The organism is Shinella yambaruensis (genome assembly GCF_050859155.1).
GTDB lineage: Bacteria > Pseudomonadota > Alphaproteobacteria > Rhizobiales > Rhizobiaceae > Shinella > Shinella yambaruensis.
Genome location: NZ_CP150642.1, coordinates 109,051 through 121,311, shown reverse-complemented (window position 1 = coordinate 121,311; position 12,261 = coordinate 109,051). Strand labels below are relative to the sequence as shown.

The following is a 12,261-nucleotide window of genomic DNA, read 5'->3' as shown; positions in this document are numbered from 1 at the left end:
TCCAATGTGCGTACTTCATATAACGTAACGACACCATCATTACAATAGCCGTAATGATTGTGTCGTTACAAACGTCACGCAACGCGTCACTGGCGGTCATTAAGCTCTTGAAGGGAATCGAACCAGCGACCCGGCTTTGCAAACGTTTCGAGAAAGCGAGGCATGGAGATCGTCAGTAACTTGGGGTACCGGAGCAGACGCTCGCCCCGAGCTGCCCGATCCACTCCAGGAGCGTGACACGTTTACTGAGAACTCCTTTGGTCCTGAGTCGGATCGAACGGATCGTTAGCGCCTTTGTTTTCGTATGCTGGACGGTCCCCTACCATAGAGCTTAAGAAAGCCGCGCTGAAGCTCCTAATGCTCCCGAACACCTGCCTGCATGGCCATTCCGGTCATCGACGACCCGGTTTGCTCGATCAGTCTCAAGGTGGCGCGGGCAATTTGTGCACAGGTGGTGGCCAGGCTCATACCTGAGATCATGCCGGTCGTGACCATGAACCTGCACCATATCAGCTACAAGCGCCATTGCTTCCGGCAATCTGTGATCGCCCACGCCGCGGCATTAGACTCGCGTTTCGCAGGCAATCGGCGCCCGCCGGCTAGCACCGAACGTAGCCGGGTAGCGCGACTATTAGACCCGGCGGAATGGTCTCTGATGCGTCCCAGACAGCCTCGCCTTATGAGGATGATCGCCGCTAGCCGGGTCGCTCGTTCGAATAATGTCGGCCAGACCTACGAGCTGCTGAACCGCTGGCGGTACTCGCTGGGCGACACGTCCGCAATCCGGTAAAACGCTCGCCGCAGCGTTTGCTCATCTTGAAAGCCGCAGACAGTGGCTACTCGCTTCAGGGGTAGATCGCCCTCGGACAGGAGTTGTTTGGCCCGCTCGAAGCGCATCTTCTCGATTGCGGCAGCCGGGGTTAACCCGACGGCCGCCTTGAACTTGCGGGTAAATGACCGCGGACTCATTCCGGAGCGGCTCGCCAGTATCTCAATGGAAAGATTCTCGTTTAGATGGCCAGCTGCCCAAGTAAGGAGATCGGAAAAATCGGTGTCCGTCGAAGCCTGGAGCGACAGGCTGCTGCTGAATTGATGCTGATTTCCCGGGCGGCGGAAGTATACCACCAACATCTTCGCGACATCCATTGCAAGCTTCCGGCCGTGGTCATCTTCGACAAGATGCAGCGCAAGATCGATGCCTGCGCTCACACCGGCCGAACTCCAGATGTTGCCGTCGTGTACGAAGATTGGGCCATCAAGAATGGTCGCGCCGTCACACTTGCGCTTTAGTGTTTCTATGAAATCCCAGTGCGTCGTGGCAGAGCGACCAGCAAGCAAGCCCGCTTCTGCAAGGAGGAACGCCCCGACGCACACGGAGCATACGCGGCGGGAGCGTGGACCATTCTCAACCAGCCATGGGACGAGCCTAGTGTCGAAGACGCTGTTGTCATTCGGCCTGCCACCAGGGACGATGATTGTGTCGATCTGCTCGAGGCCGATTTCGCGGAGGGGCTGAGCGAGGATCTGGAGGCCGGTCGACGTTGCTACGGCTCCGCCATCCACGGACGCCACCGCGAGATCGTAAAGCGCTACGCCAGTCGTTGCCTTCGAATAACCTGATGCAGTTGAGAAGACCTGCATCGGCCCAACTAGGTCAAGCGCGGTAACGCCGTTGTATGCGATCAGCAATATTTTTCGCACCATCTGGAGCGCGCCCACCTATATCCATCATGCAGAAAACTACTGAAGTATTCCTCGGTGCGATAGGGAACCCTGCCTCCTTCCAGACGATAATATCGCCCTCGGATGCGCGTCCAACTCCAAATCAATCAGGACGACCTTGTGCGTTCCCTCGAGCGAAGTGCCTCCAAAAACAGATCCTGCATCAGGCGCTGGAGCGCATCTGTCGCGTTGCGCACGTCGGTCATCGCCTTCGTCACATCCGCCTCGTTGAGCGGGGACGAACCGGCGACCGAGGCTAATTCGCGACGCGCCTCTCTCAGCTTGCCGAGCGCCGCGACAGTCCGCGGTCTGTTCTCGCGGAGCAATCGTCGGAATTCAGAGCGGACCTCGTCAGGGTAAGCTGAGAACGCACTCTCGGCGAGGATAGACATCGCCGGCGCGTCACGCTGGCTTTTCAAGGCGTACCCGAGCGAGAAGAAGTTTCCGACCAGCGACGCTGCGAAGAGGGCGAACAGAAGTGTTCGCAGCCATGAAAATCGTTTCACAGGCGGCCTCCGTTGCTTCGTGTGACAGTAATGGTCTCCGCAAGCTCAGAAGGCGGAACACCGACAGCAAACGCCAAGAGAGCGTTGTCCGATATCTGCGTTTCCACCCCGGCGGCCACGTAGCCACCGACCGCCGACACTGTAAGAACAAGTGCCATGCTCGCCGCTTTCGCCGGCATCGACCACGATCCGAGACCGATCGGCAGGCTGAAGGGTCGGCGCTTCGGCAGCGCAATTTTGGCCAGCACATTGCGCGCAAGCGCACGCTCGTCAGTCGGCTCGATCGTTGCTTCAAGCACGAGGCGGTCGAGTTTCTCTTCCTCGCTGATCGTATCGCGTCGATCAGTCGCTAGAATCAGCAAGGCCTCGCGGCGAAACGGTGCCGGCCATGATGCGACATCGGCTCCAAATCGAACTTCCAAGCCTTCAAATTCGCCCCTGTTCATCTTGTTTTCCTTTCATTCTGTGGTTCAGTCGTCCCGACTTCCGAAAGCTGGGCGCGTAACGTTCGCCTCGCTCGGACAAGCAGTTGCTCTACTGATCCGGCGCTTGCATCCATCACTTCGGCAATCGCGGGAACGTCGAGGTCGGCGACTGCTCGAAGGAGCAGCGCCATTCGCTGTCGTTCCGGCAGTTTTTCGAGGCCGGCGCGAACGATGGTCAACTCCTGCCGAGCGCCCATCCACGAGTCGACATCGGGGTCTTCCGAAGGAAATCCTTCGTGCGCCTCTTCGAAGCCGATGAACATGCGCAATTTGCGCCAGCGCCTCACGTCGACGCATCGATTTGCAGCGATCCGATAGATCCACGTTGTCGCGCGTCCTTTCGAACGATCGAAGCGCTTCGCGTTCTTCCAGACCGCAATGAAGACGTCCTGCACGATATCCTCGGCTTCATCGGAACCACCAAGATAGCGCCCGGCGAAGAGGCGTAGACCGCGTCCGTGCCTGTCTATCAGCTGCCGAAGGGCAAACTGCTCGCCCGCAGCCACGCGGACGAGCAAAACCTCGTCGTCGAGGCGCTCCGGCAGTCTTGCGATTTCGGGGGCACGCGCTTGGCTCACGCGAGCTTACCTCCAGTGGCGGCGAAAGCCGATGCCGACATTTCCGCGCGCCCCGGCGTGAACACCGATGGACCGCACGCCATGGGGGCCTCGCGCCCTCACGGCGTTTCCGGAGTAGGTCCGTCCGTTCGGGCCGGTCGCAGAATAGCTGCGCCGGCACCGGTCGACGAACCCGTTGCGGCAGGTCGCATTTGACGTGTAGGTCGCACCGTTCGGCCCGACACGTGTCGTCTGGCCGGAATAGATGTTGCCATCTCTCATCACGCTACGGGTGATCTGGCCGCCATTCCGCGTTTCGCGCGTCCATTCGGCCGACATGGCCGGGGCCGCGCCAAGCAACATGGCAACACCAAGCGCGGCGACGGTTCTCTTCCAGGAAATGAACATCTTGAACTCCTCAGTGCTAATTCAATTTTTGCTCAGAGCTGCGGTCAACTCAGCGGTCGAACATGATGCCGCGGATGACGAGAAACTCGGCGGCCGACAGCTTCCCGTTGCCATCTCGGTCGGCAAGGTCGAAGAAGAGCGTGCGAGCACCAAGCTCGTCCCTCGACACCTTTCCGTCGCCGCTCGTGTCGAGCCGCCGCATCTGATTTGCGAGACGCGCCTGCATGGCCGTCGCGCGATCCATGATCGCATCGCCGCGCATTTCAGTTTCGTCTTCGTCGATAACACCGTCGCTATTTGCGTCGAGGCGAGCAAAGACTCTTGCCCGCGCGGCGACTGTCTCGCCGTGCGAGACAGCGCCGTCATTATTCGCATCGAGCCGCTGAAAAAAAGGCGATACCGTTTGCGCGTGAGCCGAGATCCCCGGCAGGGACAAAGCGGCGACCAGCGCTGAGACCAGCGCGTATGAAGCCTTTTTCATCGAATGTCTTCCTTCGGTTCTTTGGTTTCGTCTGCCGATGGGCAGCTACGTGAACCAATACGAACCGCTGGCTTATCTCCTACGCGCTCAATCACGGATTCCTGACGTCAAGGCGGTGGCCGTCGACGGACGCCCCTCGCAAAGAAGAATGTCCGGCGGCGCGTAGGAGCTGCCGTTCCCATGCGTAGAAGCTCGCGTTGACGCATCCCACCCGAGGAAGGGGAGAAAATAATGAAGTTGAAATTGCTGGCCTGCGTGATGGTTGTCCTCGCGACTGGCAGCGCTTGCGCGGCGGACGAACAAAGAGTCCGGCAGGCATTCCGCGAAACGGACCAAAACGGTGATCGAGCGCTTCAGTTTACCGAAATACAGGCGGCGCGTGCGTCCTTGTTCGACCGGCTGGACGCAAATCGGAATGGCGTTCTCGAAAAAGGTGAGGCGCAGGCCGCCCTAAAGCGTGTGAGAGAGGGCGGTAGGCTCCAGATGGCAACGGCGGAAGGTCTGGAAACGCAGGCTCGCCGGATGGACGCGGATGGCGCCGGCGGAATTACGAGAGCGGAATTCGCTCAGTTCATTCCTGATCGGCTTCAGCACGCCGATGCAAACGGCGACCGTTCACTTTCGCTCTCCGAACTCAGGTCGCTTCGGCAACGCTAATCGTCAGCTCGGCTTTCAAAGAACAGGACACACAACGCGATGAGAAAGACAATTGCCTCCATGGGCGCCGCAGCGCTCATCCTTTTTTCCCATGCCGCTCCTGCATCGGCGAATCCGCTCGTTCGATCGTCGGTAACGATCGAGAGTGGGGGCCTCGTGCGAGAAGTCGCCCACCGGCACGGCTTCTACGTGGTCCGCGGCGTCCACTACTACAATGGATATCGCGGCGTTGTCGTCGCGCGTCCTGGCTACCGCTTCTATCGAGGATACTGGTTTCCGCCCGCGGCCTTCGCTACCGGCGTGATCGTTGGCCGAACACTGGCCCATCCCGTGCCACTGGCGCGCCGTCTGACCGCCGCCCATATCGAGTGGTGCTTCGATCAATATCGGTCATATCGTGCGTACGATAACACCTATCAGCCGTACGACGGTCCGCGCGAACAGTGCTGGTCGCCCTACAGCTGACGTAGGAAATGTCGAACGCGTGTGACGAACCGATCGGCAGGGGCACCGTCGGTCGGTTCTTCTCCATGGGAGAAAGTCGCTGGCGGCAGGTTAGCAGCGAACCTCAACCGGTCGCGCTGAATTCGAAGCAGCTCTACGATCTCTTGGCCGAAACTGATGGCGGTTTGTCGTTCGTCAAGGCTCCGGGGTCACTAAGCTGCCGGCGAAACCGGAGGCATCTATGAATCGAGACCTGAACTTCACTCGCCGCGAAGTCTTTTCTGCGCTAACGTTTGGTACAACTAGCGCACTACTATCCAGCGATTCGGCCGCGCAAACCAAGGCGAAGGATCAATCGCAGCTGGTTGCCCGCGACTCCGAAAAGCCCTTGACCTGTGGGCTCCTGCTCTTCCCGAATATGACCGCCTTGGACCTTGTTGCGCCCCAGCTAGTGATGTCGAAACTTCCGAATACAGTCGTTCATCTGATTGCCGAGAGCCAAGGCCCGGTGATGTCGGACAGCGATCTGGCAATCGTCCCGACAATGACTTTTGAACAGTGTCCTGACGAACTGGATGTCTTCTTTGTTCCCGGCGGGCCGAAGGGTACATTGACCGCGCTCCAGAATGATCGGCTTCTCGATTTCGTGTCTCATCGGGGATCACGTGCGCGATACATCACCAGCGTTTGCACCGGCTCCGTCCTTCTCGGAGCTGCCGGTCTCCTCAAAGGCTACAAGGCGGCGTCGTACTGGGGCACGCTCGACATGCTTCCAGTGTTCGGGGCGACGCCCGTTAGCGATCGCGTCGTAAAGGATCGAAACCGAATTACGGGCGGCGGGATTACCGCCGGACTCGACTTTGGGCTTGAACTCGCAGCGGAGCTACGTGGCGAGCAGCGCGCGCGCCTGCAGCAATTGATCATGGAATACGATCCCAGGCCTCCTTTTGACAGCGGCTCACTAAACACGGCATCCGCCGAAACCGTCGCTCATGCGCGTGGGCTTCTTGGTCCATCGCTGCTTGCGATTCGCGCGGAGGCGGAGCGGGCGGCGAGACGACGCGGATAAGCGCTTGGCCAAAAAGCCACCCAACGGCGGCGGCCCCCACCTCGGTTAAGCAGCGAGAGGTAGAGTGATATCACGGCAGGTATAGTTTGCAGTTTAGAGGAGATATCGCGATGCATACGCGGAAGGCAATAACGGAGGCGCTTCGAAAACTCGGAGTGCAAACCGGTGACCTGTTGATGGTGCATGCCTCACTTAAATCGATTGGTCCGGTCGAAGGAGGAGCGGAGACGGTCGTTGCCGCGTTACGCTCCGCGGTTGGGTCGACTGGCACTGTGTTGGGATACGCATCGTGGGACCGATCACCCTACGAGGAGACTCTGAATGGCGCTCGGTTGGATGACGAAGCCCGCCGTACCTGGCCGCCGTTCGACCCCGCAACGGCCGGGACTTACCCTGGATTCGGCCTGCTGAATCAGTTTCTGGTTCAAACCCCCGGCGCGCGGCGCAGCGCGCACCCCGATGCATCGATGGTAGCGGTTGGTCCGCTAGCTGAAACGCTGACGGAGCCTCACGAACTCGGTCACGCCTTGGGGGAAGGGTCACCCATCGAGCGGTTCGTCCGCCTTGGCGGGAAGGCCCTGCTGTTGGGTGCGCCGCTAAACTCCGTTACCGCATTGCACTACGCCGAGGCGGTTGCGGCTGTCCCCAACAAACGGCGGGTGACGTATGAGATGCCGATGCCCGGAAAAAATGGTGAAGTCGCCTGGAAAACGGTATCAGAGTACGATTCAAACGGTATTCTCGATTGCTTTGCTATCGAAGGAAAGCCGGATGCGGTCGAAACTATAGCAAATGCCTACGTGAAGCTCGGTCGCCATCAAGAAGGTGTCGTGGGCTTTGCTCGGTGCTACCTGTTCGACGCGCAGGACATCGTGACGTTCGGCGTAACCTATCTTGAGAAGCATTTCGGAACCACTCCGACCGTGCCAGCACACGAAGCCGCCGGGCGCTCTTGCGAGCCTTCAGGTTAGAGGCAGTCGACAATGATAATCTGGATCAACGGACCATTCGGTGCCGGAAAGACGACTCTCGCTGAGCAGCTGCGCGACCGGCGTCCGGAATCGCTGATCTTTGACCCGGAGGAAATCGGGTTCGTGGTAAAAGAAACAGTCCCTATGCCAGCGAGCGGAGACTATCAGGATCTCCCCTTGTGGAGGGGACTTACGATCGCGGCGGTCAGGGAGATTCGAAGGAATTACTCGCAAGACATCATCATCCCAATGACGCTCGTGCACCCAGACTATCTGACTGAGATACTCGACGGGGTAAGGCGGATTGACGATCAGCTGCTGCACATCTTCCTGACGCTTAACGAGGACTTATTGCGTCACCGGATCTCGAACCAGACCATGCATCCTGACCCGAATCGAAATGCGGAGATTCGAGAGTGGCGATTAGCGAATGTCACCCGATGCTTGGTCGCAAGGGAACGGCTTCCATCCACAACCCGTGTTCTCGATAGTGGTGCACACACCAGCGATGAACTCGCAGCGATGGTGCTCAGCAGACTCGAGGAGGGCACCTGATGGCCTTCGACGCCTGCGCAAAGGGTAGCGCGAGGGCGGTGGTCTCAGTCTGCTTTGCGATTATTTTCCCAGGCCGTACCGCCTGAGGAAAAGCACCACCACGGCATAGAGGCGCCAGCTGCCGAAGCCTCCGCCTTGAAGGGATAAGAACCGACGACACGCTATTCCACAATCCTTTGCAGTTGAATGGAATCGAACCATAGACCCGCTCGTCGGCTTCCTCCAACAACGGCAGTTTCAAATACTCAATGCATGCGGACCCGCGGTGAGGCATAAGCCGCGATTATGGAACTTCCGATGGAACTGAACGAAATCCAGTTAGCAGGTGGTGCTATGCTTGCGCGGATATTGGCGGGGATCAAACCGCGGGGGACAGCCCTCCTTCGTTTCGCGAATCCCAATGTTGTATTTCTGCGATGAAAGCGGTTTAATTCGGTCTTCCAACGTTGTTGTGCGGCGCTCAGAGTACCGTGCACTGGAGTAAAATCTCCAAACAAAATAGGTGGCTTGGAAACAATATCAGCTAGCATCGCGATCGTCGCGTACGTGCCCTTGGTCCTGGTTGCAACATTAAAGAACACTGGCTAGATGAAAGCGATGTTAGCCTTGTCTTCAGGGCATCAAGTCCTGTTAAATGAGTTCAAGGAGAGAGTGAGTGGAGCTTGACGGACGCAAGAAGCGCAGGACCAGAGCGCCGAGCAAAGCCCCCGCGCGGTTGAGCGACGTCGCCGCACTCGCCGGCGTGTCGGCGGGAACCGTATCCCGCGTATTCAGCGCACCGCATCTGGTCGCGCCAGAGACCGCGAGAGCTGTTCGCGAGGCAATCGACAAGTTGGGTTGGGTCGCTAACGGTGGAGCCCGCACACTCGCGAGTCATCGGTCGCGGACGATCGGTGCGGTTATCCCCAATCTCGAGAACCCTGTTTTCGCCCAGATGATGCAGGCGATCCAGGACAAGCTTTTAAGCGAGCGGTACACGCTGCTCCTGAACTGCTCCGACTACGACCCAGAGAAAGCGCTGCTCGGTACCCGCTCGATGCTTGAGCGCGGAGTCGATGGCCTCATCCTGCTCGGCGAAAATTTCTCGGATGCCCTTTGGCACCTACTTGAGGTTCAGCGCGTCCCCAAGCTCATCATCTATTCGTTCCGTTCATCCGGCGCGCGGCAATTCGTCGGCATCGACAACGTTCGGGCGGCCCGTAAAGCGGCAGAACATCTTCTCGACTTGGGTCATCGCGAATTCGTGATCCTTGGACAGCGCGCCGACAACAACGACCGTGTGGCCGCCCGCCTCTACGGATTCACGGAGGCGCTTCGTGACCGGGGCATTCCAGCGGAGGCCAGGCGGGTGATCGAGACGCCTTGGAGTATCCAGGCCGGGTACGATGCAATATCGGAACTGGTCCGCACCGGGACGATGCCGACCGCGCTCTTGTGCACGAACGACTACCACGCGGTCGGTGCGGTTAGCGCATGTCAACGACATGGCCTCCGTGTGCCTGACGACCTCTCGATCGTCGGATTTGATGACCTCGAGATCGCCGCGCACACGGTGCCACCTTTGACGACGGTGAAGGTCCCCGCACGGGCGATCGGCGAGAGCGCTGCGCAGAGAATCGTCGACCATCTGGAGAAAAACGAACCGTTGGCGTCGGTGGAATTCGAAGTCACCCTGGTCGTTAGGGGCTCGACAGCAGCTGTCAACGTCTGACGCGAGACAAACGAAAAGAGCCGGATGCGTCGCACTCGGCCCTCTTGGTTCCTGTTTGTTGCAGCTCAGGCTGCAGTACGGATGCGTCGTTCGTTCAGCATGGCAATCCACGGGCCGATGTATTGTCCGTGATCGTGCCATGTCCGCCCGCTGAAGAGGTTGCCATCAATGCAATGGCGCTCTTCCGAATAAATGCCGCCGCAAACTTCGAGGTCGAAACGGCATTTCGGCACACAGGCCATGCGGCGGCCGCGGACGCGGTCCGCTCGCGCGGGGATTTCGACGCCGTGGCAGACGCTCGCGATTGGCTTGCCGTTGTCGAAGAAATGCCGCGTCATCTCGATGAGGTGGGGGTCTTCCCGAATGTACTCCGGCGCGCGACCGCCGCTGAAGAATATCCCGAGATACTCCTCAGGCCGGACCTCCTTGAAAGCGATATCCGCCTGGATCGTGTAGCCCTCGAACTCGCGCGTGATGTCCCAGCCTTTCTCCGGAATCTCATGCAGCACCATGTTGTATCGCCGCTTTTCCGGTCCCGCGACGACCGGAAGGATGCCTTCCTCCTGGAGTCGGATGTAGGGGTAGAGCGTGTCGACGGTCTCTGTCGCGTCGCCGACAATAATGAGCACCTTGTCCTGATGACCTTTCATAAAGTCTCCTCCAGCTTTCTGATGTGCCTGATGGCCTTGGCGGTCTCCGCATCGCAAAGTTCGTATGTCGGGAGATACGGGATATCCGGAGCGATCCAGAAAAGCTCAAAGGAAAGGTAGCCCGGGTATTCTACCTTCTTGAGCGCCCGCAGAATCGGAGGGAAGTCGATATGACCGTCGCCGGGAGCAAGACGGTGGCTGTCGGGGAGATGCAAGTGCGCAAGGCGCTCGCCCGCCAGTTCGATCGAGGCGGGCATCGACGGTTCCTCGATATTCATATGGAACGTGTCGCCGCCGAGCTTGAGAGCAGGAAGGTCGATCTGGTCGAGGTAGCCGCAGGTTTCCGCAAAGCCTCGGCCGACCACAGTCTCGAAGCGGTTGAGCGCCTCGAAACACGCGATAACACCCGTCGGCCCCGCTCGTTCGCCGATGCCCCTGAATGTATCGCAGACGTTTTCGACGGCGACCGTGCGGTCCATTCCAGGCGTCGGGGTGCGCATCCCGCCTCCCCCGACCATGGCGATGGGTGCTTCGAGATCGTGCGCGAGGTCGAGTACCGACCCCACATGATCGACCACCCTCTGGCGTTCGCTCCTTTCCTGCGACACCATCGACAGCCCGCCCGGAAAAATGAAATGGAGCCCGCTGACCTTCAGGCCGGCGTCTCGCACACGCTTGAGGATTTCCCGGCGTTTGGCCGCATCGGTCTCGTCAGGCCGAGCATGGTACATCACCGTGATTTCGACGCCGTCGAATTCGAGCTCTGCCAGCCTATCGACGACCTTGTAGAGGTCCTCCTTGCCGTAGTTGGCGCTGCAGGCGCTGATCTTGAATGCACTCATGATGCGAGCCTTTCCGCGACGTCGCTCCATTCGGAACGATTCACGAAGCGGCGCTCACGGATCGATGTGTGGATCATGTCCGCGATCTCGAGCACCGCGACACCGTCTTCGCCAGTCACCGCCGGCTCCTCCTCGCCACGGATCGATCGGATGAAATTCTTCAGCTCGCCAACGAACCCCCCGAACTCCTCGTCGAAGATCAGCGTATGCGGCAGCACGGGCGACCAGACCTGCGAGGGCCCCTCTTCAGAGCCGTGCAGCGTGATCGTCGCGGCGTCCTCGACCTGAATCCATTTCCGTTCGCCGAAGACCTCGATGCGTTCCCACGGCTTGAGCGAAGGAGACGACGAATTGAAATAGAAAGTGCCGATCGCGCCCGACTCGAATTCGACGTTCACGGTGATGTTGTCGTGGGGATAGTTGGGCTCGGAGAAGCGGTTGATCCCGAGCGCGTGAAGGCCCTTGATCTCACCGCCGAGCCGCCTGACGACGTGAAGGACGTGGCACGCCTGGCCCTCGAGGAGGATGTGGCGCGACCAGCCTTGGCACATTTTGACGGCGATGAGCGAGATGTCGCCGATCGCGCCCTGGTCCACCAGTTTCTTGGCCACCTGATAGGGAGGAGAGAACTGCTTCACCAGGCCGGTCATCATGACCAACTTGCTGCGGCGGGCGCGGGCGACAAGGTCTTTGGCCTGGCTGAGGCTGCGCGCCATGTCGTCGACCCCAAAGAAGAGCAGAGGCTTCTCGGCGAATAGATGGATGCCCCGGTCGATGGTCTCGCTCATCACGGAGTAACGGCTCTCACCCGGATCGGTGAGCGCGAGAACCCCATCTATCTCGCTGTTCTCGAACATCTCATGGGCGTCGGCAAAGCACCGGAACCCGTTCACTCGCTCCACCTTGCTCCGGACATCGGCGTCAGGATCGGCTCCGGCGACGACCCTGACATTGACGCCCGTGTCGCGCAGGCGGCGGATTGCCGGCAGGTGCTTCGCGACCGCAATACCGCCGAGGCCGACCAGGGCGAGCTTCACCTCACGAGCGTCCTCGATCGGCCGCTTCACATCATATTTGTCCTTCTCGGCCCAAGTGGGCGAGTAGCCGTAGGGAACGCCGAGGTTCCAGTTCTGATCTGTCATGTCACTTCTTCCGGTAAATTTGGCGAAAGGCTTCTTAATGAAAGCGCTTTAATAGGACTGC

General features: G+C 59.4%; 16 protein-coding genes. 6 read left to right on the top strand and 10 right to left on the bottom strand.

Annotated elements, in window-relative coordinates; all coding sequences use genetic code 11:
* Positions 1-354 precede the first annotated feature (354 nt).
* The 7 genes from WMC41_RS30000 to WMC41_RS29970 all read right to left on the bottom strand — a co-directional run bounded on the left by WMC41_RS30000 (position 355) and on the right by WMC41_RS29970 (position 4,159).
* Positions 355-495, bottom strand: coding sequence for a hypothetical protein (locus WMC41_RS30000; protein ID WP_432350121.1), 141 nt, complete (start codon positions 493-495; stop codon positions 355-357).
* A gap of 237 nt (positions 496-732) precedes the next feature.
* The gene (locus tag WMC41_RS29995; protein ID WP_432350119.1) at positions 733-1,719 is read right to left on the bottom strand and encodes a GlxA family transcriptional regulator; all 987 of its coding nucleotides are present in this window, start codon (positions 1,717-1,719) and stop codon (positions 733-735) included.
* 110 nt (positions 1,720-1,829) lie between these two features.
* Complete coding sequence (locus WMC41_RS29990) at positions 1,830-2,228, bottom strand: periplasmic heavy metal sensor (protein WP_432350117.1); 399 nt, start codon at positions 2,226-2,228, stop codon at positions 1,830-1,832.
* The gene (locus WMC41_RS29985) at positions 2,225-2,674 is read right to left on the bottom strand and encodes a hypothetical protein (protein WP_432350115.1); all 450 of its coding nucleotides are present in this window, start codon (positions 2,672-2,674) and stop codon (positions 2,225-2,227) included. The genes WMC41_RS29990 and WMC41_RS29985 overlap by 4 nt, the downstream gene beginning before the upstream one ends.
* Entirely contained in the window at positions 2,671-3,291 is a 621-nt protein-coding gene (locus WMC41_RS29980) for an RNA polymerase sigma factor (protein WP_432350113.1), read from the bottom strand. The genes WMC41_RS29985 and WMC41_RS29980 overlap by 4 nt, the downstream gene beginning before the upstream one ends.
* 6 nt (positions 3,292-3,297) lie before the next feature.
* Positions 3,298-3,678, bottom strand: a complete 381-nt coding sequence (locus WMC41_RS29975; protein WP_432350111.1) for a hypothetical protein — start codon at positions 3,676-3,678, stop codon at positions 3,298-3,300.
* 49 nt (positions 3,679-3,727) lie between these two features.
* A complete protein-coding gene (locus WMC41_RS29970) occupies positions 3,728-4,159 on the bottom strand; it encodes an EF-hand domain-containing protein (protein WP_432350109.1) in 432 nt (143 codons plus the stop codon).
* Positions 4,160-4,390: 231 nt separating this feature from the next.
* Between WMC41_RS29970 and WMC41_RS29965 the strand changes: the two genes are divergently transcribed.
* The 6 genes from WMC41_RS29965 to WMC41_RS29940 all read left to right on the top strand — a co-directional run bounded on the left by WMC41_RS29965 (position 4,391) and on the right by WMC41_RS29940 (position 9,566).
* Complete coding sequence (locus tag WMC41_RS29965; protein WP_432350107.1) at positions 4,391-4,816, top strand: EF-hand domain-containing protein; 426 nt, start codon at positions 4,391-4,393, stop codon at positions 4,814-4,816.
* A gap of 39 nt (positions 4,817-4,855) precedes the next feature.
* Positions 4,856-5,281 carry a BA14K family protein gene (locus WMC41_RS29960; RefSeq protein WP_432350105.1) on the top strand — a complete coding sequence of 142 codons (426 nt, stop codon included), beginning with the start codon at positions 4,856-4,858 and terminating at the stop codon, positions 5,279-5,281.
* Between the two features lie 220 nt (positions 5,282-5,501).
* Positions 5,502-6,329, top strand: a complete 828-nt coding sequence (locus tag WMC41_RS29955; protein ID WP_432350103.1) for a DJ-1/PfpI family protein — start codon at positions 5,502-5,504, stop codon at positions 6,327-6,329.
* Between the two features lie 110 nt (positions 6,330-6,439).
* Complete coding sequence (aac(3), locus tag WMC41_RS29950) at positions 6,440-7,300, top strand: aminoglycoside 3-N-acetyltransferase (RefSeq protein ID WP_432350101.1); 861 nt, start codon at positions 6,440-6,442, stop codon at positions 7,298-7,300.
* A 12-nt stretch (positions 7,301-7,312) separates the two neighbouring features.
* Positions 7,313-7,855, top strand: a complete 543-nt coding sequence (locus WMC41_RS29945) for an AAA family ATPase (protein WP_432350099.1) — start codon at positions 7,313-7,315, stop codon at positions 7,853-7,855.
* Between the two features lie 655 nt (positions 7,856-8,510).
* Entirely contained in the window at positions 8,511-9,566 is a 1,056-nt protein-coding gene (locus WMC41_RS29940) for a LacI family DNA-binding transcriptional regulator (protein ID WP_432350097.1), read from the top strand.
* A gap of 65 nt (positions 9,567-9,631) precedes the next feature.
* Here the strand turns inward: WMC41_RS29940 and WMC41_RS29935 are convergent, their stop codons facing one another.
* From WMC41_RS29935 to WMC41_RS29925, 3 genes are read right to left on the bottom strand one after another with little or no spacing between them, the layout of a single operon-like run.
* Positions 9,632-10,216, bottom strand: coding sequence for a DJ-1/PfpI family protein (locus WMC41_RS29935; protein WP_432350095.1), 585 nt, complete (start codon positions 10,214-10,216; stop codon positions 9,632-9,634).
* The gene (locus tag WMC41_RS29930) at positions 10,213-11,058 is read right to left on the bottom strand and encodes a sugar phosphate isomerase/epimerase family protein (RefSeq protein ID WP_432350093.1); all 846 of its coding nucleotides are present in this window, start codon (positions 11,056-11,058) and stop codon (positions 10,213-10,215) included. Before WMC41_RS29930 ends, WMC41_RS29935 begins: the two co-directional genes overlap by 4 nt.
* Complete coding sequence (locus tag WMC41_RS29925; RefSeq protein WP_432350091.1) at positions 11,055-12,200, bottom strand: Gfo/Idh/MocA family protein; 1,146 nt, start codon at positions 12,198-12,200, stop codon at positions 11,055-11,057. Before WMC41_RS29925 ends, WMC41_RS29930 begins: the two co-directional genes overlap by 4 nt.
* Between the last annotated feature and the right edge of the window lie 61 nt (positions 12,201-12,261).